Annotated in this window: 17 protein-coding genes and 1 other RNA gene; 12 read left to right on the top strand and 6 right to left on the bottom strand. The window is 40.0% G+C overall.

All coding sequences use genetic code 11. The features are described from left to right. Window positions 1–12 precede the first annotated feature (12 nt). Window positions 13–1,470 carry a potassium/proton antiporter gene (locus BUA96_RS15650; RefSeq protein ID WP_072984695.1) on the top strand — a complete coding sequence of 486 codons (1,458 nt, stop codon included), beginning with the start codon at window positions 13–15 and terminating at the stop codon, window positions 1,468–1,470. Between the two features lie 66 nt (window positions 1,471–1,536). Next, the gene (locus BUA96_RS15645; protein WP_072984693.1) at window positions 1,537–1,941 is read left to right on the top strand and encodes a hypothetical protein; all 405 of its coding nucleotides are present in this window, start codon (window positions 1,537–1,539) and stop codon (window positions 1,939–1,941) included. Window positions 1,942–1,958: 17 nt separating this feature from the next. Here BUA96_RS15645 and BUA96_RS15640 read toward each other — a convergent pair whose 3' ends face one another. Together BUA96_RS15640 and BUA96_RS15635 are read right to left on the bottom strand one after the other, a co-directional pair. Continuing rightward, window positions 1,959–2,882, bottom strand: a complete 924-nt coding sequence (locus tag BUA96_RS15640) for a patatin-like phospholipase family protein (protein WP_072984690.1) — start codon at window positions 2,880–2,882, stop codon at window positions 1,959–1,961. After that, complete coding sequence (locus tag BUA96_RS15635; protein WP_072984688.1) at window positions 2,882–4,951, bottom strand: M1 family metallopeptidase; 2,070 nt, start codon at window positions 4,949–4,951, stop codon at window positions 2,882–2,884. The genes BUA96_RS15640 and BUA96_RS15635 overlap by 1 nt, the downstream gene beginning before the upstream one ends. A 210-nt stretch (window positions 4,952–5,161) precedes the next feature. Here BUA96_RS15635 and BUA96_RS15630 point away from each other — a divergent pair, with 210 nt between their 5' ends. The 5 genes from BUA96_RS15630 (at window position 5,162) to BUA96_RS15610 (ending at window position 11,550) form a co-directional block, all read left to right on the top strand. Continuing rightward, window positions 5,162–5,602, top strand: a complete 441-nt coding sequence (locus BUA96_RS15630; protein WP_072984686.1) for a hypothetical protein — start codon at window positions 5,162–5,164, stop codon at window positions 5,600–5,602. Continuing rightward, window positions 5,599–7,701 carry an ATP-dependent DNA helicase RecG gene (gene recG, locus BUA96_RS15625; protein WP_072984684.1) on the top strand — a complete coding sequence of 701 codons (2,103 nt, stop codon included), beginning with the start codon at window positions 5,599–5,601 and terminating at the stop codon, window positions 7,699–7,701. Before BUA96_RS15630 ends, recG begins: the two co-directional genes overlap by 4 nt. A 114-nt stretch (window positions 7,702–7,815) precedes the next feature. Then, on the top strand, window positions 7,816–10,242 hold the full coding sequence (gene pheT / locus BUA96_RS15620; protein WP_072984681.1) for a phenylalanine--tRNA ligase subunit beta: 2,427 nt from the start codon (window positions 7,816–7,818) through the stop codon (window positions 10,240–10,242). A 67-nt stretch (window positions 10,243–10,309) separates the two neighbouring features. Beyond that, on the top strand, window positions 10,310–11,044 hold the full coding sequence (locus tag BUA96_RS15615; RefSeq protein ID WP_084673190.1) for a hypothetical protein: 735 nt from the start codon (window positions 10,310–10,312) through the stop codon (window positions 11,042–11,044). After that, a complete protein-coding gene (locus tag BUA96_RS15610) occupies window positions 11,041–11,550 on the top strand; it encodes a DUF2007 domain-containing protein (protein ID WP_072984677.1) in 510 nt (169 codons plus the stop codon). Before BUA96_RS15615 ends, BUA96_RS15610 begins: the two co-directional genes overlap by 4 nt. Window positions 11,551–11,628: 78 nt before the next feature. Here BUA96_RS15610 and BUA96_RS15605 read toward each other — a convergent pair whose 3' ends face one another. After that, a complete protein-coding gene (locus BUA96_RS15605) occupies window positions 11,629–13,254 on the bottom strand; it encodes an ABC-F family ATP-binding cassette domain-containing protein (protein ID WP_072984675.1) in 1,626 nt (541 codons plus the stop codon). A gap of 180 nt (window positions 13,255–13,434) precedes the next feature. Between BUA96_RS15605 and BUA96_RS15600 the strand changes: the two genes are divergently transcribed. Then, entirely contained in the window at window positions 13,435–14,850 is a 1,416-nt protein-coding gene (locus tag BUA96_RS15600; RefSeq protein ID WP_128755738.1) for a TlpA family protein disulfide reductase, read from the top strand. 123 nt (window positions 14,851–14,973) lie between these two features. Here BUA96_RS15600 and fsa read toward each other — a convergent pair whose 3' ends face one another. From fsa to ffs, 3 genes are all read right to left on the bottom strand, one after another. Next, window positions 14,974–15,630, bottom strand: a complete 657-nt coding sequence (gene fsa, locus BUA96_RS15595; RefSeq protein WP_009779592.1) for a fructose-6-phosphate aldolase — start codon at window positions 15,628–15,630, stop codon at window positions 14,974–14,976. Between the two features lie 121 nt (window positions 15,631–15,751). Further along, window positions 15,752–16,555 carry an SDR family oxidoreductase gene (locus tag BUA96_RS15590; RefSeq protein ID WP_072984671.1) on the bottom strand — a complete coding sequence of 268 codons (804 nt, stop codon included), beginning with the start codon at window positions 16,553–16,555 and terminating at the stop codon, window positions 15,752–15,754. A 45-nt stretch (window positions 16,556–16,600) separates the two neighbouring features. Next, an RNA gene (ffs, locus tag BUA96_RS15585) (signal recognition particle sRNA small type) lies at window positions 16,601–16,700 on the bottom strand. Window positions 16,701–16,788: 88 nt separating this feature from the next. Here ffs and BUA96_RS15580 point away from each other — a divergent pair. From BUA96_RS15580 to BUA96_RS15565, 4 genes are read left to right on the top strand one after another with little or no spacing between them, the layout of a single operon-like run. After that, a complete protein-coding gene (locus BUA96_RS15580; RefSeq protein WP_072984669.1) occupies window positions 16,789–17,847 on the top strand; it encodes a glutaminyl-peptide cyclotransferase in 1,059 nt (352 codons plus the stop codon). A 5-nt stretch (window positions 17,848–17,852) separates the two neighbouring features. Beyond that, window positions 17,853–19,406 (top strand): hypothetical protein, encoded by a 1,554-nt coding sequence (locus tag BUA96_RS15575; protein WP_072984667.1) that lies wholly within the window; start codon window positions 17,853–17,855, stop codon window positions 19,404–19,406. A gap of 3 nt (window positions 19,407–19,409) precedes the next feature. After that, window positions 19,410–21,896 (top strand): T9SS type B sorting domain-containing protein, encoded by a 2,487-nt coding sequence (locus BUA96_RS15570; RefSeq protein WP_072984665.1) that lies wholly within the window; start codon window positions 19,410–19,412, stop codon window positions 21,894–21,896. After that, window positions 21,897–22,244, top strand: coding sequence for a gamma-glutamylcyclotransferase family protein (locus BUA96_RS15565; RefSeq protein ID WP_072984663.1), 348 nt, complete (start codon window positions 21,897–21,899; stop codon window positions 22,242–22,244). It begins immediately after the preceding gene. Window positions 22,245–22,405 lie beyond the last annotated feature (161 nt).

The raw sequence follows: 22,405 nt of genomic DNA, 5'->3' as shown, positions 1-22,405 counted from the left end.
AACTGATACCCTATGAATTTAACCATCGAAAATATTGTCTTCATTGGCTCTGTTTTACTCCTAATAAGTATTATAGTTGGTAAAACCTCGTATAAATTTGGGGTTCCTACGCTGATTTTATTTTTAGGAATCGGGATGATCGCGGGCTCTGATGGAATTGGAGGCATTCAGTTTGACAATCCGCAAATAGCACAGTTTATAGGTATTGTCTCCCTTAATTTCATTTTATTTTCGGGGGGATTAGACACGCAGTGGTCTTCAGTGAAACCTATTTTGCGGGAAGGCCTGGCATTATCTACAGCCGGCGTGCTATTAACAGCGGTATCCTTAGGCTGCTTTGTGTATTATGTTACAGATTTTACCATTTATGAGAGTATGCTCCTCGGCTCTATTGTATCGTCTACTGATGCTGCAGCAGTGTTTTCCATTTTGCGATCAAAAAGTCTAGCGCTAAAAACCAATTTGCGCCCAACGCTTGAACTTGAAAGCGGTAGTAATGACCCGATGGCATATGTATTAACCATTGCGTTTTTAACTTTAGTGATCAATCAAGATCAAGGTTTGATTTCTGTTATACCTATGCTTTTAAAGCAAATGGTCATTGGTGGAATTGCCGGGTTTCTTTTTGGGAAATTCAGTAAACTCATAATCAATAAGATCGAATTAGGTTTTGAAGGACTTTATCCTGTTTTAGTGATCGCTTTAATGTTCATCACCTTTTCAGCAACTGAATTTATTGGGGGTAACGGCTTCCTTGCTATTTATATTTGCGCGGTTTATCTAGGCAACCAAGATTTAATTCATAAACAAACCATTTTAAAAATGTTTGATGGATTGGCTTGGTTGATGCAGATCGTATTGTTCCTTACGTTAGGGCTGCTCGTCTTTCCCACGCAAGTGATCCCTTATATCGGGATTGGTCTAATGATCTCGCTATTCCTCATTTTTGTCGCGCGACCTGTTGGAGTTTTTATCAGTCTAGCATTTTTTAAGATGAAAATGCGCCGCAGATTTTATATTTCCTGGGTGGGATTGCGCGGGGCTGTGCCCATTGTATTTGCGACGTATCCCCTTCTCGCCGGAATAGACAAGGCCAATATGATCTTTAATATTGTCTTCTTTATCTCACTGACTTCCGTGCTTATTCAAGGAACCACGCTTTCGGTGGTGGCAAAATGGCTTAAAGTAGGCTTGCCCGAAGAAAGCAAAGCACAGCGTAATATGAATCATCTTATTTCTGAAATTCCAAAAACAGCGATGCGGGAAATCAAGATCTCGCCGCACTGTAAAGCGGCTGACACAAAGATCATTGACTTGGGCTTTCCTAAAAATGCGATCATTGCTATGATTAAACGCAATGATAAATTCCTGACTCCAAAAGGCTCAACAGTGATCAATGCCGGCGATACGCTTGTGGTTTTGAGCGAAGATGAAGAAGGATTAGACGATGTAATTAAATGCGTTAATTAATTCAAAATAGAGATACGCACCACGCAACCTTTGTTTAGCTTCGGCATCTGAAAAGAAACGAAGCCTATGAAACTCTTCTGTACTTTATTACTTGCAGCACTTTTATTTATTTCTGGTTGTGACGCTTCCTCAAAAGCAACCGATGAAGAAAGCTGCACCGAAACTAATATTGCCTATGTTTCTGAAGTAACAGGGGACTCTAGAGTTGCGGCAGGCGATGAACTTGAGCTAAGCGTTTCGTTCCCGGTGAATAATGGCTGTGGGCAGTTTAATGCTTTTACAGAAACTGAAGACGGCAACGTAATTACAATTGAGGTTGAAGCTATTTATGACACCTGCAGTATGTGTACGATGGATATCCCAACGCGTACAGCGCCCTATACTTTTCAAGCGGAAACCGAAGGAAGCTATACTTTAAAATTCAAGTCTTCAGAAACAGAATTTATCACCAAAACAATTACTGTAAACTAGCGCTTTAGAAAGAGAAGTTATTCTGTTTCGGGCAACTCGCGAAGTTTATTCTCCTGAGCCTGTTTGGCTTTTGCGGCTGCGTAATCCCAACCTTGCTGCCACCAATTGGTCATCAGCTTTTTATTAAAAATCAGACTGTTTTCCGTTAGTTTTGACGGGGTATAATACAGATTCAAAGGTACGTCTTTGTTGATTGCAGCTAACTTACCTACGATCACATCGTGGTATTCTACCTGATCCATCAAAAACCCAAAAAGATTGACCATCAATGAAAAGGGATTGTTGCCCAAGACCTTGTTGTACTCCATATTTTCTGACTCCAGAATAATCGCATCCACCTCGGTCGCTCCGCGGCGTATAGCCTCACGAATAGGCACTATACACCCAAAACCACCATCAGCATACTCAAAGCCATTTTTTTTCACCAAACTCATAAACGGAATGTAGTTACAGCTGATCCAGATCCACTCGCAAAAATCTTCATAATCCCAATTGCGAATCGATTTATATTCCACAGTATTTTTGGTGAGGTTTGAAACGGTCACGACCACATCTGCCGTCTGTTTTTTTATCTGCTCAAACTCGGTTTTAGAGAGATTTTTCTTGATATTTTTCAGCAGGTTTTTGCTCTCCCCAAACGTACGCTTCCGTCTGATGAATTGCCAGACCGTATTCCAATAGTTAATGGAGACATACTCCCGATCACCACGCTTTTTAATATTAAAAGGATTGACATTAAAAATTGTGTTTTGGTTGACCTGCGTATATACTTCATACGCACGCTTGATATTGTTATTTGCAAGTTGAGAGATTAGCAAACTACCGGTTGAAGTGCCTAAGAACAAATCATATTTGTGTCCCTGCTCTTCAATCAAATGTTGAGCCACACCGCCGGCGTATGCGCCTTTACTACCTCCTCCTGAAATAACTAATGCGCGCATCAGGTCAATTTTTCGGCTAAAAGTTGTTTTTCTTTTTCATCAGAAATATCTAGCTTTTTCAACTCTCTGCGATAATCTGCATTTTTCACTACCTCATCAAGAATTTGACGACAAGTTTGTGCAAAACGCCAATTGTGATGAAAACAAGCTTCCACGAGGTTTTTTAAACTTTTGGGTTCAAACAACTGCAACTGATACAGCTTAGTAAAAGCTTGCTCACGGGTTTCAAAAGAGTATCTATTACCCGTATAACGTGTTAATCGGAAAAAATGATCTCTAATGTAAGCCTCTTCGTAGTCTAAAGTAGAAATCGCCAAAGCCAACCACAAGATCTCCACATTGTGATTAGAAAACCCTTGAACCCCCTTCATCTTATCTAAGTATTTATGTCTTTCTGAAGGAAAGGACGTCCATAAGTTCATAAAAGCAAGCTCTCTCGTAATATAAGAATCGTCATTCAGTAAACGCTCATAATTGGTTTTCATAGCAGCGGGAACTTTAGTCACCGTTTGCGCGATGGCTTGTCGTACCCAAGGGTTATTAGTATAAAACGCGCGCTCATAAATGCGACCGGCAGCAGCTGGAGAAACATCTGCGAGTTGGTAAATAGCCTCAGGACCCGAGTATTTATCAGGCAATGCTAGCAGATCAAAAAGTTTCTGTGATTTTTGCCCATAAGAAAGCTTGCGTAAATCTACCGTGCGCTTATAGCGCTGAATCACCGGAAAATCTTGTAAGGTCGCGATCGCTTCCTCATATCTAAAGTCGGCTGCTTGCAACCAATTTTGTTCAAATGCTTGTAAATCCTGACCGCTTGCAGCACGTGCTTCCGCTAGAAAATCCTCGGTTTCTACATTGCTGAATTTATGCGCATTAAGGTAATTTTTCACAGCAGTTTTAAATGCCTCGTCTCCTATTTGTTTACGCAACATATGCAGTGCCCAGGCACCTTTTTCGTAAAACGTAAGCGAACTTGCTTTAGGGTTGAGCAGGCTTTCGCCGTTTCCTTTATCAGTCATTGCTTTTAGTTGCATTGCAGACTGAAACAGTTTCCACGCATATACTTCATCTCCCAAAACTTCAGCTTCGGCTAACAACGCGTAATAGGTTGCAAAACCTTCTTGCAGCCAGTGATGTGTTCCTGAAGTTTCAGTCACATAATCTCCAAACCATTGATGCGCGAGTTCGTGCGCATTTACATTCACATAATTACGATCTGTAAAACCGCTGCGATCTACCATATAGGCATCACTAAAAATGGTTGCGGTAGTGTTTTCCATACCTGCATATAGAAAGTCCTTTACGGGCACCTGCTTATACACCGGCCACGGATAAGGGACCCCAATTTCTTCCTCTAAAAAATCAAAAATATCATCAGAATATTTGTAGGTGGTCATCACTTTAAGTGAATCTTCAGGATAATAGTACAAATCAATGGGCACACCAGAATCAGATCTACGGCTTTGCTTGCGGTAATCGCCTAGCACAACTGCTACCAGATAGCTAGACATAGGCTCTGACATTTCATAATGCCAAATGAATTTATCCTCAACTTCTTCTTTTTCCTTTAAAACACCATTGGCAATCACCTCTTGCCCCGGATACGCTACAATAGAAAGGTCAAACTCGATCTTATCGTTCATATCGTCAATACTCGGCAACCAATTAGAAGTATATTTCCCTTGACCTTGTGTCCAGATTTGCTGAAAACCGCCATTATTCACGAAGTATAGCGCCTTATTAGGTTGTGCCGTATAATTAAGCATCAAATTATAGGTTTTACCCTTCTCAAAACTTTGGGTGAAAATGATGCGACCTTCATCTGTATGTGTTGGGACGATCTTACTATTAAGAAGTGCCTCATATTTTGCGATGTTTTTAGCATCCAGATAAACAAAATCTGCATTAGCTTTCATGGTAAATTTAATCTCCATTTTACCGGTAACACTAGACTTGGCAAAGTCAAAATCAAGCAGTGCATATATGCGTTCAAAGTCAACCGTTTCGGTTTGTTGGGCGTACGTGGTGCTTATCAAAAATGCTGCGATAAGCGAAAAAATCAATCTCATAAAATCAATCTAATGAATAGGCTGCCAAATTAAGGATTTGAATTCAAACCTGCTTGTTTTAAGTGTACCGAATACGAGAATAAAATAATTGGGTTTTATATCTTCGTTTATCAAGATCATTCTAGGCTGAAAATAGCCTGAAAGGAAAACTTTTTAGAGTACATTATCTTTCAAACGGTTTGATCTTAGAGCAAACTAAAATGAGTAGCAATGCTAAAACGCGAACCTTTTTTTTTAATCCTACTACTTGTGATAGCTGCCGCGCTTCAATTGCTATTCTTTGGCGCTTCGGGTTTTAGTGTAGAAAAAACTACCGCTATCAACATTGACGATACCTATTATGTAGTTTCTGTTCTATACATTTTCCCGGGAATATTTTGCCTTTTACTCTTTTCAGGAAACGGATTAAAACTCTTAATTCAGAAAAAATCAGAAATCGCAACAGTGCTTTTCTTTATCATTGCTTCTGGAGTACTACTAGTATTCAGTACTCAATTTTTGAGTGCTTTACATGAAATGCAGTCCGCAGATGAAGCTACGACTATGCTTATCAAAATACTAAACAGCATCAGATTATTTGTAGCGCTATTAGCAGGTATCACTTTAGTTTTCATCGGAAAAAAAATATACAAGCGCTTATCTAATTCATGAGTAGTAAACTTCAGACTCCTATAGATTATCTCAAAGGCGTTGGCCCCAACCGGGCTAATTTGTTGCGCTCAGAATTGGGGATCCATACGTATCAGGATTTGCTTAACCTTTTCCCTAATCGTTATATTGACAAAACGCAATATTACACGGTTAGTCAGTTGCAACCTACAAGCGCCGATGTACAGATTATTGGCAAAGTCACACATATCAAAACCGCAGGAGAAGGAAGGTCAAAACGCTTGGTCGCAACCTTTATCGATCAAACCGGCGCAATGGAGCTCGTATGGTTTAAAGGGTTAAAATGGATACGAGAAAGCCTAAAAATAAACGTGCCCTATGTCGCCTTTGGAAAAGTGCAACGTTTTGGCAGCTCCTACTCGATCGCACATCCCGATCTGGAATTACTTGAAGAACATAAAAAAGGCCTGCGCATTGCGATGCAACCGGTTTACCCTTCAACTGAAAAACTAAGCAATAAAGGAATCACTAACCGCGTGATGAATGGCTTGATGCAAACGCTTTTTCAAGAAGTGCATAAGAGTATTGAAGAATCTCTTTCTGAATCCATTAGAAATACATTGAAGTTGATTTCGCGTCGGGAAGCCTATCTTAATATTCACTTTCCGCAGCAGCAAGAAAAACTGGCAAAGGCGCAATTTCGACTGAAATTTGAAGAACTCTTTTTTATTCAGTTGCAGCTTTTAGTAAAAAACCAACTGCATAAACAAAAAATTAAAGGCTACGCTTTTGAGGAAATCGGAGACTATTTTACCACTTTTTACAATAAACATTTACCTTTTAAACTCACCGGCGCTCAAAAACGAGTGGTAAAAGAAATTCGTAACGATCTGGGAAAACCTGCACAGATGAATCGCCTGCTTCAGGGAGATGTGGGAAGCGGCAAAACCATCGTTGCCTTGATGACGATGCTGATTGCGCTAGACAACAATTTTCAAGCCTGCCTTATGGCTCCTACCGAGATTTTGGCCATTCAGCATTTTCAGGGAATCAGTGAATTGTGCGAAAAACTAAATATTAAAATCGCCCTTCTTACCGGTTCGTCAAAGACCAAAGAACGCCGAGAAATTCATGAAAGTTTAGAAGATGGCAGCCTGAATATTTTAATAGGAACACACGCGCTGCTTGAAGATAAAGTAAAGTTTAAAAATCTGGGACTTGCCGTTATTGATGAGCAACACCGCTTTGGTGTAGCGCAACGCAGCAAGCTTTGGCACAAAAATGAACTGCCGCCGCATATTTTGATAATGACAGCAACCCCCATTCCGCGTACGTTAGCGATGAGTGTTTATGGTGATCTTGATGTTTCGGTGATCGATGAGTTACCTCCGGGAAGAAAAGCCATTAAAACCGTGCATCGCTATGATAACAACCGTTTGAAAGTCTTCGGCTTCATTCGCGATGAGATCAAAAAAGGCCGACAGATCTATGTCGTCTATCCACTTATTCAAGAGAGTGAAGCGCTTGATTATAAAGATCTGATGGATGGTTATGAAAGCATCGCACGTGAATTTCCGATGCCCGATTATCAAATCTCGATCGTGCACGGACAAATGAAACCTGCAGACAAAGATTATGAGATGAACCGCTTTGTAAACGGTGAAACGCAAATTATGGTCGCCACTACCGTGATCGAAGTGGGTGTAAACGTCCCCAATGCTTCGGTGATGATCATTGAAAGTGCAGAGCGTTTTGGGCTGTCACAACTGCATCAGCTACGTGGGCGTGTAGGCCGCGGTGCAGACCAGAGTTACTGTATTTTGATGACCGGCCATAAACTTTCTGAAGATTCAAAAACCCGCCTGCAAACGATGACGCAAACTAATGACGGTTTTGAGATCGCCGAAGTAGATCTTAAACTACGCGGTCCCGGCGATATTATGGGCACGCAACAAAGTGGGGTGCTTAACCTTAAAATCGCTGATATTGTGAAGGATAACGGAGTTATGAAAATTGCGCGCAATTATGCTTCGGCATTGCTTAAAGAAGATCCGCAATTGGCACAGCCCGAAAATTTACCCATACGCAAAACCTATGCGCAGGTCATGAAATTCAAAAATATCTGGAACTATATTTCCTAACACCTTTCAAGATTTTTCTATTGAAAAACACGGTAGATAAAGTCGTGATTAACCCCAAGTATTTGAGTAAAAAAGCAGGGTAAATAGTATATTTGCCCTTTCAAAATTATAAGAATGCAAATAAGCTACAACTGGTTAAAACAGTTTATTAATATTGATTGGGAAGCCGAAAAAACCGGTAATTTATTGACAGACTTAGGTCTTGAGGTTGAAGGAATAGAAGCTTTTCAAAGTGTAAAAGGAGGATTAAAAGGTATTGTGGTTGGGCACGTGCTTACGTGCGTTAAACACCCCAATGCTGACCGTCTAAAACTTACCACTGTAGATCTTGGTGATGGTGAACCGGTACAAATCGTATGTGGAGCACCCAATGTTGACGCCGGTCAAAAAGTTCCTGTTGCAACTGTGGGTACAACACTTTATGATGATAAAGGTGAGCCTTGGAAAATTAAAAAAGGAAAGATTCGCGGCGAAGTAAGTAATGGAATGATTTGCGCTGAAGACGAACTTGGTCTTGGTGAAAGTCACGATGGAATTATGATCTTAGAAGAAGATCTAAAACCGGGGACTCCGCTTGCTAAAATCTTTGAAGTTGAAGATGATTATGTTTTTGAAATTGGCTTGACCCCCAACCGTGCAGATGCGATGAGTCATATGGGTACCGCGCGCGATTTACGTGCAGGACTTATTCAGTCTGGTGTGCATCCTGAATTCATCACGCCTTCTACGAGTTCATTTAGAATTGATAACCGCACCCAAAAAATAAGCGTGCAGGTTTTAAATAATGAAAAAGCACCTCGCTATTGCGGAATCACCTTAAGCGGTTTAACCGTAAAAGAATCACCGGCCTGGATTCAAAACAGGCTTAAAGCGATTGGACTTACCCCAAAAAATAATATCGTTGATATCACGAATTACGTGTTGCACGAACTAGGGCAACCCCTTCACGCTTTTGACTTGGCAAAAATTGCCGGAAAGCAGATCAATGTTAAAACGGTAGCTGCAGGTACAAAATTCACTACTCTTGATGGTATTGAGCGTGAACTGCACGAGGAAGATCTAATGATTTGCGATGCTGAAAAACCTATGTGTATCGCCGGTGTTTTTGGTGGTGAGCATAGCGGTGTAACCGAAGAAACGACTTCTATATTTTTAGAAAGTGCCTATTTTGACCCTGTAAGCATACGTAAAACGGCTAAGCGTCACGCACTGAATACCGATGCCTCTTTTAGATTTGAGCGCGGTATTGATCCTAATATTACAGAATACGCACTAATACGTGCCGTTTTGTTAATTCAAGAGTGTGCTGGTGGCGAAGTAACAAGTGACGTGGTGGATTTCTATCCTAAAAAGATTGAAGATCATCAAGTAGTGCTCAATTTTGATCGTGCTGAAAAACTCATTGGAGAAGCAATCCCAAAAGAGACCATAAAATCTATTTTGTCTTCTCTAGATATCAAGATCAATAATATTACAGAATCTGGTATTGGAATGACCATCCCAGCATACCGTAATGATGTTACCCGTGAGGTAGATGTTATTGAAGAAATTTTACGCGTTTACGGCTACAACAAAATTCAATTTAAGTCAAAGCTTAATGCTTCGGTTTCAAAAAGCAGCCGCTTTGCAGATCATAAAATTCAGCAAGTAACCGGTACGTTATTGGCGTCCTTAGGATTTAACGAAATTCTGAATAATTCTCTGACCTCTCCGGTATACGCTTCTTTAAACGATGCTTTTAAAGAAGATTATAACGTAACGATGCTGAATCCGTTGAGTACAGATCTTTCGGTAATGCGTCAATCTTTGCTGTTTAGCGGATTAGAAGTTGTGGCTTTTAACAGCAACCGCAGACAACCGGATTTAAAACTTTTTGAATTCGGAAAAAGCTATCATAACTTCCCGGGTGGCCGTGAAGAATATAAGCATTTAACGCTGCTTTTAAGCGGAAAGCAAAATGCCGAAAACTGGTTTCAGCAACAACAAAACACTACATTCTTTGATTTAAAAGGAAGTGTTGAAGCTGTGCTTTCAAGATTAGGTATTGCCCAGTGGAAGGTAAAACCAGTAAAAGATGCTCAATTTTCTGAAGGGTTAGAGTACACTGTACAGAAAAAGCAAGTGGTTTCTTTTGGCTTGGTTTCTAAAGCTATTCGTAAGCATTTTGATATTGAGCAAGAAGTCCTATTTGCTGATTTTAATTGGGATACCATTTTAGATCTGGTTCAACAGAATTCGATCAAATTTGTGCCAATACCTAAAAATCCGGCGGTACGACGTGATTTTGCGTTGCTTTTAGATCAGGAAGTGACCTTTGATCAGATTTATCAGGAAGCTTTTATGGTAGAGAAAAAACTACTGCAAAATGTAGCCTTGTTTGATGTGTACGAGGGTGAAAACCTTCCGGAAGGGAAAAAGAGTTATGCTGTGAGTTTTACGCTTCAGGACGAACACAAAACCCTAACTGATAAAGAAATTGATAAAATCATGAACAAATTGCAGCAGCGCTTTGAGAAAAGCTTAAACGCTGAATTGCGCTAGATTTTTTAGCATTTCGCGTGTTGTGCTTTAGTCTTCAAATAGTTAACTTTAAGACTTAAAAAGAAGAATGATGCTGTTAAAAAGAACCAACATTCACGAAAAATTGCTTCGTGAACAACGTCTAAACACCAATGCTGGAGAATCAAAAATCATAAACTGGGTTAATCAATTTCTTAAGAACACACCCGCTAACAATGCGCCTATTTTAGACAAGCTCAAGCAACAAAACGGTGATACTACGGCAACTGCTTTTGTTTTTGACAAACTTGATACAGAACGCATATTTCACGAAAAAAGCATTAAAAGAATTTGCGTGGACTACAGGCTTCGGTTTTTAGACACGCATTTTTTTAAAGGAACCTATCCTCAGGAAGCTCTTGACGAAATCAAACATCTGGAAGAAGCACATGAAACTAGCCTTTCTAACTTCAAAATAATGGCTCCGTCAAAAATGTTTGTCTTGAGCAAAACAGACGATCCGCTTTTATTTGCACCAATGGGTAATGGGTATTATTATCTTATTCATAAATGGGGCAATGACCTGCACCCGTTACGCAAATTGCTAATGTGGCCTTTTAAAACTTTTGAAACACTGGTTTTTACCATTATGCTTTCGAGTATTTTAGCTACGGTACTAGTTCCTGATGGCCTGTTTGCGCCGGAGCAAAGCTTAAGTCAAGATGCGATGGTTTTCTTTTTTATGTTTAAATCTATCGCCGCTGTGGTGATCTACTACGGCTTTGCGTTGGGAAAAAACTTCAACACCGCCATCTGGAAGTGTCAATATGATAAAGCACAATGATTAAAGATTCAAAGTATGAGCGTGTATATACAGGCTCTGAAATCAATGTAAACCACCTAAAATCACAATTGGAAGGCGCCGGTATCAGCAGCGTCGTTCGCAATGATCACGAGAGTGCCATCCGTGCCGGTTTTGGCAGTGACTATGATCGCGGCGTATTATTATTTGTAGAAAAGGATAACCTATTAAGAGCGAAACATATTATCGAAAAATCCACTTCAGAACCTAAGTTCACCGATGCCGAATTAGAAGAGCAGGCTACGCAAAGCCGCTTGAAAGAGCAAACCACTGAGCGTAAAGGCGAGCGGCCATTAATTCAAAAAGAAGAAAAGCCGAAGCGCTCTTTTTTCAATCTCGCATTAAATGCCGGTTTACTTATTTATTCACTATGGCGCTTGTATCCGCTCACTCAAGGAGAAGATTTGCCCACTTATCGTATACTCTTGAGTAGTTTTATTGCGGTTTTCTGCGGTTATACGCTCGTACGACATTTCATAAAAAAGTAAGAACAAACGTTCTCTTAAAACAAAAAAGATCCGTGGTACAGACCACGGATCTTTTTTTGTTCTTATTCAACTGAAAGCTTACGCTTCTACAGCGTACATCTGCTCGCGTTGCTCTTTTATCTTTGGGTCATTCATATACTCATCAAATGTAAGATAACGATCTATTGCACCTTTTGGAGTTAATTCAACAATACGATTACCCACTGTTTGCGCAAACTCGTGATCACTTGTGGTCAACAAAATAGTCCCTTTAAAATTCTTCAGACTGTTATTGATCGCCGTGATCGATTCAAGATCCAAGTGGTTAGTAGGTTCATCAAACATCAATACGTTTGCACGCTGCATCATCATTCGACTTAACATACAACGAACCTTTTCACCCCCTGACAATACATTTGAAGTTTTAAGCGCTTCTTCTCCCGAAAAGATCATTTTCCCTAAGAAACCTCTTAAATAAACTTCCTCACGCTCCTGTTCGGTTTTTGCATATTGACGCAGCCAATCAACTAGAGTCAATTCGTTATCAAAAAACTCTTGATTATCTACAGGAAGATAAGACTGATTCGTAGTCACCCCCCACTCATACTTTCCTTCTAGCGCATTTTGCTTACCGTTTAGGATCTCATAAAATGCAGTGGTTGCTCTACTGTCTTTAGAATATACTACAACTTTATCACCCTTAGCTAGATTGAGATTAACGTTTTTAAACAAAACTTCTCCATCAATAGAAGATGCTAGTTTCTCCACATTTAAAATCTGATCTCCTGCTTCGCGCTCACGCTCAAAAATAATAGCAGGATATCTTCGGCTAGATGGCTTGATCTCATTTACATTAAGCTTATCAATCATCTTTTTACGGGACGTTGCCTGCTTACTCTTTGCTACGTTTGCACTAAAACGACGAATAAACTCTTCAAGCTCCTTTTTCTTTTCTTCAGCCTTCTTGTTTTGTTGCGCGCGTTGACGAGCAGCCAATTGAGAAGACTCATACCAGAAAGTATAATTTCCGCTGAAATGGGAAATCTTTCCAAAATCTATATCAGAAATATGTGTACATACCGCATCTAAAAAGTGACGGTCGTGAGATACCACAATGACGCAGTTGTCGTAATTCGCCAAGAAATTCTCTAACCAGTTGATCGTTTCATAATCAAGGTCGTTAGTAGGCTCATCCATAATCAACACATCTGGATTGCCAAAAAGTGCCTGCGCCAAAAGCACACGTACCTTTTGCTTACCATCAAGATCCTTTACCAGACTGTAATGCAAATCTTCGGTTATCCCTAGATTTGATAATAAAGCCGCAGCATCACTGTCTGCATTCCACCCATTCATCTCTTCAAACTCTACTTGAAGCTCCCCGATACGCTCAGCATTTTCGTCTGAATAATCAGCATACAGCGCATCAATTTCCGTCTTGATCTTAAATAAGGGCTTGTTCCCCATCAAAACCGTTTCTAAAACAGTATGCTCATCGTAAGCATAGTGATCTTGCTCTAAAACCGACATTCTTTTGCCCGGCTCCAAGTGCACGTGACCACTTGTAGGATCTTCTTTGCCTGAAATAATTTTTAGAAATGTAGATTTTCCTGCACCATTTGCACCTATAATTCCATAGCAATTGCCTTGAGTGAACGAGACATTTACTTCGTCAAACAATACGCGTTTTCCAAACTGTACAGATAAATTTGATACTGATAACATATGCTTAAAGCCTGATTTTATTGTGATTTGCAAAAGTACAGCTATTACCGTAAAACAAGAAACATTAACTTTTTAATATTGTGATTTAACGTGCAATTAACAGCCTAGATTAATCGCCCCTTATACATTTGAGCAATTTTTAAAAATTAACCTATTGCATTACCTCTATCTCAATCTTTTATGAGCGTTAAGCTACTTTTAGCCACCTTTCTATCCCTATCGTTACTAGGTTGCTCTGAGCAAACGCATAAAGCAAAATCCGGAACGTACTTGGGAGGAGAAATCGTAAATCCCACTTCTAATTTTGTGCTTCTGCGCAAGAACGACAGGCTTATTGACAGCATTAAGTTAGATCAAAACAACCGTTTTTTATACAAGATTGAAAATCCACAAGAGGGTCTCTATCAAATATTTCATAACGAAGGGCAAATCATATTTATCGAGCCCAACGACAGTTTAATGTTACGGGTGAACACCTACGAGTTTGACGAAACCTTGACCTTTTCGGGTTTTGGTGCTCCTCGCAACAACTTACTAGTCGAACTTTTCTTGCTTAATGAACACGAGAATGAGCTCATGCTTCAGGATGAGATTTATCAGCAAGACCCGGAAACCTTTAGCAAAAGCATCGCCTTGCTCAAAGCAGAGCGTGAGAAGATTCTTCAAGACTTCTTAAAGAAAAATGAAGCAGATGCCTATTTTGAAAAAATAGCCGAAACCGTAGTAAATTACGATTTTTACGCGCGTAAAGAAGTTTACCCAATGTCACATTTTGGTGTAGACCGGGTAGCATTTTTAGAAAGTCTTCCGCAGTCGTTTTTCGATTATCGAAAGGATGCAGATTTTAATGATGCGAGTCTGTTAGAGCTTTACAGTTATCAGCGTTTTTTGATCAATTATTTCAATCAGGCAGCCTTTAAAGACTATTATAAGCAAGAGGCCTACGATCCGTTATCCTTTACACATAATTTGCACAAGTTGCGGTTGATTGATTCTCAAATCGAAAACGACTCTGTTGAAAGCTTTCTACTCACCAGAACCATACGCGATTACCTGGCAAACAGTAACGACAAAAAAGGTGGACAAACCTTGTATGACATGTATATGGAGCGCATCGCTTCTAAAGATGATAAAGTGATTATACAGGAACTATACGAATCCAATAAGAATATAGAGACTGGTAAGCGTATCCCTAACGAAAAACTGGTAAATTTTGATAATGATACTTTAAGTTTTGAACGTATTATCAATAAACCAACATTTATTTTCTTCTGGTCATCTTCCAGAAAATCGCACGCCATCAGAGCGCAGAAACTTGCCTCTTCACTACAACAAAAATATCCCGAGTACTCTTACCTCGCCATAAATGTCAATGATAGTTATGACAATTGGCAGAACACGGTTTCTCGTTATAATTTTGATAGTGCAAAACAGTATTATTTTAAAGATTCTTTTGATGAATTAGCAGAAGATCTAGCGCTAAACAGCTTGCTGAAAACGTTTATCGTAGACCGCAATGGGATTATCATCAACGCGCATGCCAACATATTCAGCTCTAACTTTGAGCAAGAACTTTTAGAAGCTTTGAATCAATAGCGCATAGTGAATCACGCAAGTGAACATTAGAAACAATCAATTTAAAGATCTTACTCCGTTAAAGAAAATTCATAAAAAAAGCCTGCGTGATGCAGGCTTTTCTAGTATATCTAAAAGCTAGGATTAGCTATTCCCTTTCTTATAATCTGCTAAGAATTTCTCTAGACCTATATCAGTTAAAGGGTGTTTTAATAAACCTTCAATAGAGCTTAATGGTCCGGTCATAACATCTGATCCTAATTTAGCGCAATCAATTACGTGCATAGTGTGACGTACAGATGCTGCTAAAATTTGTGTTTCAAACGCATAGTTATCATAAACCAAACGAATATCTGAAATCAATTGAAGTCCGTCTGTTGAGATATCATCTAGACGTCCTAAGAATGGTGATACGTAAGTAGCTCCAGCTTTAGCAGCAAGCAACGCCTGCCCTACTGAAAACACTAATGTACAGTTGGTTTTAATTCCTTTGTCGCTAAAGTATTTTAAAGCTTTAATACCGTCTTTGATCATTGGTATCTTAACTACGATCTGCTCGTGAAGTGCTGCTAACTCTTCACCTTCTTTGATCATTCCGTCAATGTCAGTAGCAATAACTTCTGCACTTACATCACCGTCAACTAAGTTACAGATGTCAACATAGTGTTTTAAAATATTTTCTCTCCCGGTAATACCTTCTTTAGCCATCAAAGATGGATTAGTAGTTACCCCGTCAAGAACACCTAGTTCTTGAGCTTCTTTAATCTGATCAAGATTTGCTGTATCAATAAAAAATTTCATGTGAAGAATTTAGATTATCTAATATTTGTTGTTCAAAATTACGCAATATAATCGTTAATATTTAAGAACAAGACGTTTAAAACCTGTTAAGTGTTGATTTTACACTAAATTAACCTTCAATCTACAATTTATAGTGATTGAGCAGCAAACGCTCATAGATTTTGCTCGGCAGCACACCTTTGAGAAAAACAGAAATCTTTTGCATAAATGCACCTACTTTGTAATGCACTTTAGGTTCTTTTTCGGTAATAATTGCATAAACGGCTTTACCCATTTTCTGAGGATCCTCACCGTGGTCTACGTGTTCGTCCATTAAAGCGAGTGATTTGCCGTAGTTTTCTTTATACGGTGACGTTTCCTTTAAAGGTGCGTGATAGCGCCCGGAAGCAATATTCGTCGCAAAATCTCCAGGAGCTACATTGGTGAGTTTGATATTAAACTCTTTCAATTCCATTCTTAAAGCTTCGGTGGTCAAACCTAATGCGCCTTTAGTCGCAGAATACGCGCTACGATACGGCAGCCCCATATAACCCGCAATAGACGTCACGTTAATTATCAGTCCGCTGCGTTGCTCACGCATTGCAGGCAAAACCGCTTTAATGACTTTTAACGGACCAAAATAATTTGTTTCAAAAATAGATTTGAGCTCTTCCTCCGGAATTTCTTCTAAAGGACCGGTAATTCCCTTTCCGGCATTATTGATAAGTACATCAATGCGCGACTCTTTGGCGAGCACTGCAGCTACCGCAGCTTTAACCGTTTCACCTTGTGTTACATCTAAGGCAAGAAAATGCACCCCATTTACGAGTTCATTTTTGGGGTTTCGGCTTGTGCCATAAACGATAAAACCTTTGGTAACTAAAAATTCTGCGATAGATTTCCCGATTCCTGAAGAGGCTCCTGTGATCAAGACTACTTGAGACATATTAATAATTTAGAGCGGGGAAAATACGTAATATTAGGGCATAAAAAAAGGCAAGCTACCTACATCACACCGCTACGACCATCTACCCTTGCTGCGTTCCCGCCCTGGGGGAATTCGACAGGAGCTGGTTGTGTAGGACTTGCCGGCTGCAAATATACAGCAATAGAACAGTATACCAAACGTTTTTTAAACTGAATTTATTGATTTAACTTGACCACAAAATTTACAATCCCATGCGCATTTATAACCTTCTCGCTGTCTTTATTTTAAGCCTTACTTTACTGGCTTGCGGCAACGGAAAAGATTTAAGTAAAAGTTTTAAACTCACCCTAAATAAGGCCGAAAACAGTCTTAAAAATGGCGATCAGGTAAGCATAAGCCTGAAATCAAAAGGAGAAATCCCTATAGATTCTGTAATTTATAAACTTGATGGTGCAGTCTTAGGAACCAAAACAGATTTAAGTGCTCTGGAGATCGCTTTTGATGTAACTAAATTAGGAGCCAAAAATTTGAGCGCGCAGGTCTATGCCGAAGGAAAACAAGCCACGCTAAATTCTAAACTTACCTTTTTAGCTTCTGAAACTCCTACGTTATATACCTATGAGATTGTCAATACCTACCCACATGACAAAAGTTCGTACACACAAGGTTTAGAATTTCACGATAACATCTTATATGAAAGCGTGGGAGAATATGGTGAATCTGGTCTGCTCAAAACAGAATTAGAAACCGGAAAAATCTTGGAGCGCAAAGATCTTGAGAAAAAATATTTCGCCGAAGGCTTAACGGTGATTAACAACCAGCTTGTTCAATTGACTTGGCGTGAGAATGTAGGTTTTGTGTATGACCTCAACAGTTTTGAAAAAACCGACACTTTCAACTACGGAAAAAGCAAAGAAGGTTGGGGATTGTGTAATGACGGCCAGGTGATCTATAAATCTGACGGCACTGAAAAAATATGGCTGCTTGACCCGCAAACTTTTGCTGAACAAGAGTATATTCAGGTTGTAGATTCTAAAAAACTACGCTCTAAATACAACGAACTGGAGTGGGTAGATGGTAAGATCTACGCTAATAGTTATCAGTTTGATAGCATTTCAATAATTAATCCAACATCGGGAGCGATCGAGGGTGTGGTTGATCTACGTCCGCTAAAAAAGGAAATCAGTTCCATTACCGATGCTGATAACGAAGTGCTTAATGGTATTGCATACAACGCAGCAACAAAGCAACTTTATGTTACCGGTAAACACTGGGACAAGCTGTTTGAAATTCGTTTGATTAAGAAATAACTACTTTGAAAAACCTCCTAAAATGTAGTCTTTTAAGTGCTTTTGTCGGTTTCGGGCTGCTCCTGCTTCATTCGTGCAGAACAGATTTTGAACCCAGCCTAAGCACGGGGAATTTAGAATTCTCAAGAGATACTATTTTTTTAGACACGGTTTTTTCAAACATTGGTAGCAGCACCTATAGTTTTAAGGTTTACAACCGATCTAACGAACTCATTAGCATTCCTCAAGTGCGACTCGCGCAAGGCGAAAATTCGCAATACCGGCTTAATATTGATGGAATTCCGGGAAAAACTTTTGAAAATGTAGAACTGCCTGCTAAAGACAGTATCTATGTTTTCGTGGAAACCACAGTTAACGCTTCACAGCAAGACGAAGATCAGTTTTTATACACAGATCAAATCCTTTTTGATTCTGGAGTTTACGAGCAGCGGGTAGCATTGGTCACCCTTATTCAAGACGCTATTTTTTTATTTCCTGAACGGAATGCTCAAGGTATCAAAGAAACCTTGACTTTAGGCACTGACGAAGATGGCAATGCAATCACCATTGAAGGTTTTATTTTAGAAGAAGATCAGCTTGTTTGGACGAATCAAAAACCCTACGTGATTTATGGCTATGCCGGTGTTGCAGACGAACAAACCTTGCGTATTGAAGCAGGAGCGCGTATTCATTTTCACGAAAATAGCGGGATCATACTGAGTAACGGCGCCAGGCTGGAAGCTGACGGAAGTTTAAGCCAAGATCCTGATCGTTTAGAAGGTGAGATCATTTTGGAAGGAGATCGGCTGGAGCCTGAATTTAGTGCTGTTCCCGGTCAATGGGGCACGCTGTGGTTCACCCCGGGAAGCACTGCACGTATGCAGCATGTTACAATTAAAAATAATGCGATTGGCATTTTGGCTGAGGGACATTCTAACACCAACACCCCTGACCATTACCTCAAAAATGTTCAGATTTACAACACAGCTTCGGTGGGGCTTTACGGTGTTAATGCTTCCATTTTAGGAGAAAATCTCGTGATAGGAAATTCCGGAATTTCGAATTTTTGGGCCCGGCAAGGTGGAAGTTATGAGTTTGTACACAGTACATTTGCTAATTATTGGAATCAAAGTTTTAGAAATACGCCTTCGGTACAGTTAGCGAATTTTTTAGAAACCGAAGACGAATTATTAATCGCTGACCTTACTAAAGCCCAATTTACCAATAGTATCATCTACGGAAACGCAACAAGAGAATTAGGACTCGAAGCAGTAGATGCAGCAACATTTCAGTATAATTTTTCAAATAGCTTAGTGCGCTTTGAAGATCCCTTTGATGATTTTACTGCTAACCCTTTATATCAGTTTGCTAACGAAACTTTGTACACCGATATACTTTTAAATGAAGACCCTAATTTTGAAAATACTTCTCTAAACAATTATAAAATCATCGCTCCTTCTGCCGCTAGGGCTTTGGGAAATGAAAGCGGTGCAATTCAGGTGCCCACAGACCTTTTAGGCATTGCCCGAGAAGAACACATAGATTCCGGAGCCTATCAAGCAACCGACAACGAAAATTAGTGTATGAATTATAAATACCTCTTACTAAGTCTTTTTTTTGCATACACTTCCATCTTCGGGCAAGCTCCTGAACTCACCGCTGTGGGAGATCAAGTGTATTGTCCGTTGACTTCAATTCCCATTGCTACTGATTTTGAGCTCAATAACCCTGGAGGGACGGTGATCGATGCGCTTTACATTCAAATTTCTTCGGGCTATGAGCAAGGAAACGACTTTTTAGAGTTTCCCAACCTCAATCCTAATATCACCCAAAGTTTCAATGCAGCAGATGGAAAACTTACACTTCGTTTTTCTTCAACTATAACCAACGCTGAAATAATTGAGGCGGTTGAAGCAGTAACCTTTAGAAGTGATGACGCTTCGGTGAGCGGAAAAAAAGAGTTTTCTATCAGTATTGGTCAAGCCAATTACCTCCCCTCATCTGATCATTATTATGAGTATGTACCTGCCAATCTTATTACTTGGCAAGATGCAAGGATAGCAGCAGAAAACAGAACCTATTACGGTCTTCAAGGCTATCTCGCAACCATTACAACACTTGATGAAGCTGTTTTGTGCGGAGAACAAACCCAAGGTGCCGGCTGGATTGGTGGCACCGATGAAGCTGTAGAAGGCGTTTGGGAATGGGTTACAGGACCAGAAGGTCTAGCTGGCGGTTTAGAATTTTGGAGAGGTGGCCCCGGCGGTAGCACCACAACTTTCGCATATTGGAATCCGGGAGAACCAAACAATACTAACGGTGGAGAAGACTATGCGCATATCACCGCTCCTGGAGTTGGCATTGAAGGTTCTTGGAATGATTTAAGAACCACGGGAGAAACCAATCCGCTTTTTCAGGCAAAAGGATATATTGTTGAATATGGCGGAATGCCGGGTGATCCTGTATTAAAAATTGCAGCAGCTACTCAAATTCGTATTCCTGTCACTTCAGCTACCGGAGATTCGCGGTGTGGTCCCGGCGTTGTCACATTGGATGCGACTACAAATGCCGGTGAGTTGCACTGGTATGATAGTCAAAGTGGAGGAAATATTTTATTTACGGGCACTCAATTCACTCCAAATTTAACAAGTTCGCAAACCTTTTATGTGGCCGCAGAACCTGCAGGATGTACTTCCGGAAAAAGAAGAGCGGTTCAGGCAGAAATTCTTCCGGAGGTTGCAGCCCCCAATCAGATCACATTTTCTAATTGTGATGAAGATGGAACGCCTGATGGATTTGTAGATTTTAATTTACAACAAATCATTCCGTATTTAACAGCTGATCCTGCTGTTCATGTAACCTTTTACAGCACGCGTTTTGACGCGGATACCAATTCTGGAAGTAATGTTTTGACAACGCCCTATAACAATGCTTCTGGCAATACAATTTATGCGTATATTTTCAATAGTGCGGGCTGTTCTGCAGTTTCTGAAGTGCAGCTACAGGTTTCCACCACCACTTTCCCCACTGGTTTTTTATACAATTTAACCAGCTGCGACACCGATGCTCAACAGGATGGTTTTATGGATTTTGACCTCAACGAAGCTTCTTCAGCAATGCTGAATGTGTTTCCGTCAGGGGCTAATCTTGAGGTTTCCTATTTCCGTTCTGAACAGGATGCTCTCTTAGCTCAAAATGAAATAAACACCGCCAGCTTCTACCGAAACGAGGTTGCTTACAATCAAATCGTATACGTACGCGTTGAAGATCAAGATTCTGGTGGATGTTACGGAGTGGGTCCGCATTTAGAGCTTCAAGTAGAAGCACTCCCAATATTTGATGTCGTTAATGAGGGCAAATTTTGCAGTAACGCGAGTTCGTTTACCCTAGAAACCGAAAATGCACAAGGTGTTTATAATTACAGTTGGTATGATGCTTCAAACACACGTATAAGCACATCGGCTCAGGTTACCGTTACCACTCCGGGAATTTATACAGTCACCGCAACTACAGCTTACGGATGCATTTCTGAACCTAAGCAAATTGAAGTTATCGCTTCTGAAGCTGCGCTACTCGAGCTAGAGAATATTGAAGTTATTCAGGAAAATGGGAGCAACAGTATACATATTGCTGATTTAAGCCTGCTGGGAATTGGGGATTATGAATTTGCATTGGGCGATCCCATAGGTCCGTATCAGACAGACCCGACATTTGACGATGTTGCTATTGGTTTGCAAACTTTATACGTGCGTGACCAGAACGGTTGCGGAATAAGCAGTATTGAAATTCCTGTCCTAGGTTTCCCAAAGTATTTCACGCCAAATAATGATGGTTATCACGATACGTGGGGAGCACAAGGTGTTGTTTCAAATGAATTTTCTGCGATTCAAATTCTTATTTTTAATAGATTCGGAAAGCTCTTAAAAACGCTTTACGATTTCAATTCGAGCTGGGACGGCAGTACACGCGGCAGCAATCTTCCGGCAGACGATTATTGGTACAAAGTGCTTTTGACAAAAACAGACGGATCTATTGTAAATTATCAAGGTCACGTAACATTAAAGCGCTAAATGGAAACGGATTCCCCAAATCAAATCGCTGTTTTTAGTTATGGCACCCTTCAAGATCCTGAAGTTCAAAAGGAACTCTATAACCGCGTGCTAGAGGGGCAACCTGATCGCCTTTCAGGGTATATTTTAGAACGCATTAATCTTCTGGATTCTTCCTTCAATTATATCGCCTACCCCATCGCAAAACCAACCGGTAATCCGCAGGATAGTGTTGAAGGTGTTGTTTTCTACTTATCAGAGCACGAATTAAAGTTCACTGACACTTATGAGAGTGAAGCTTATGAGAGAGTCCTGATTAAATTAGATTCAGGTATCGAAGCGATCGTTTATCAAACTCCTATTCGTTAATTTTTTCTTAAAAAATTATTTTCAATAATAGTGCTCTAGTCAATCTCGACTCATTTTCAAGTCATTTGCGCCTCAATTTTCTAATTCTAAAATTCAATTTGATTATATCAAAGGCTGTTAGTCTAAAAAATTGACAATTTATCTAGGCTTTTAATCGACTT

This window comes from Leeuwenhoekiella palythoae (assembly GCF_900130045.1).
GTDB lineage: Bacteria > Bacteroidota > Bacteroidia > Flavobacteriales > Flavobacteriaceae > Leeuwenhoekiella > Leeuwenhoekiella palythoae.
Note: the sequence above shows the minus strand (reverse complement) of the source record. Positions and strands in the feature narration are given on the sequence as shown.

Bases quoted from the DNA above. Each gene is read 5' to 3' on its own strand.
- recG (WP_072984684.1), top strand. From the start codon at position 5,599: ATGAGTAGTAAACTTCAGACTCCTATAGATTATCTCAAAGGCGTTGGC.
- fsa (WP_009779592.1), bottom strand. From the start codon at position 15,630: ATGAAATTTTTTATTGATACAGCAAATCTTGATCAGATTAAAGAAGCT.
- BUA96_RS15565 (WP_072984663.1), top strand. From the start codon at position 21,897: ATGGAAACGGATTCCCCAAATCAAATCGCTGTTTTTAGTTATGGCACC.
- BUA96_RS15590 (WP_072984671.1), bottom strand. From the start codon at position 16,555: ATGTCTCAAGTAGTCTTGATCACAGGAGCCTCTTCAGGAATCGGGAAA.
- BUA96_RS15640 (WP_072984690.1), bottom strand. From the start codon at position 2,882: ATGCGCGCATTAGTTATTTCAGGAGGAGGTAGTAAAGGCGCATACGCC.
- BUA96_RS15610 (WP_072984677.1), top strand. From the start codon at position 11,041: ATGATTAAAGATTCAAAGTATGAGCGTGTATATACAGGCTCTGAAATC.
- pheT (WP_072984681.1), top strand. From the start codon at position 7,816: ATGCAAATAAGCTACAACTGGTTAAAACAGTTTATTAATATTGATTGG.
- BUA96_RS15645 (WP_072984693.1), top strand. From the start codon at position 1,537: ATGAAACTCTTCTGTACTTTATTACTTGCAGCACTTTTATTTATTTCT.
- BUA96_RS15635 (WP_072984688.1), bottom strand. From the start codon at position 4,951: ATGAGATTGATTTTTTCGCTTATCGCAGCATTTTTGATAAGCACCACG.
- BUA96_RS15580 (WP_072984669.1), top strand. From the start codon at position 16,789: ATGCGCATTTATAACCTTCTCGCTGTCTTTATTTTAAGCCTTACTTTA.
- BUA96_RS15615 (WP_084673190.1), top strand. From the start codon at position 10,310: ATGATGCTGTTAAAAAGAACCAACATTCACGAAAAATTGCTTCGTGAA.
- BUA96_RS15570 (WP_072984665.1), top strand. From the start codon at position 19,410: ATGAATTATAAATACCTCTTACTAAGTCTTTTTTTTGCATACACTTCC.
- BUA96_RS15600 (WP_128755738.1), top strand. From the start codon at position 13,435: ATGAGCGTTAAGCTACTTTTAGCCACCTTTCTATCCCTATCGTTACTA.
- BUA96_RS15650 (WP_072984695.1), top strand. From the start codon at position 13: ATGAATTTAACCATCGAAAATATTGTCTTCATTGGCTCTGTTTTACTC.
- BUA96_RS15630 (WP_072984686.1), top strand. From the start codon at position 5,162: ATGCTAAAACGCGAACCTTTTTTTTTAATCCTACTACTTGTGATAGCT.
- BUA96_RS15605 (WP_072984675.1), bottom strand. From the start codon at position 13,254: ATGTTATCAGTATCAAATTTATCTGTACAGTTTGGAAAACGCGTATTG.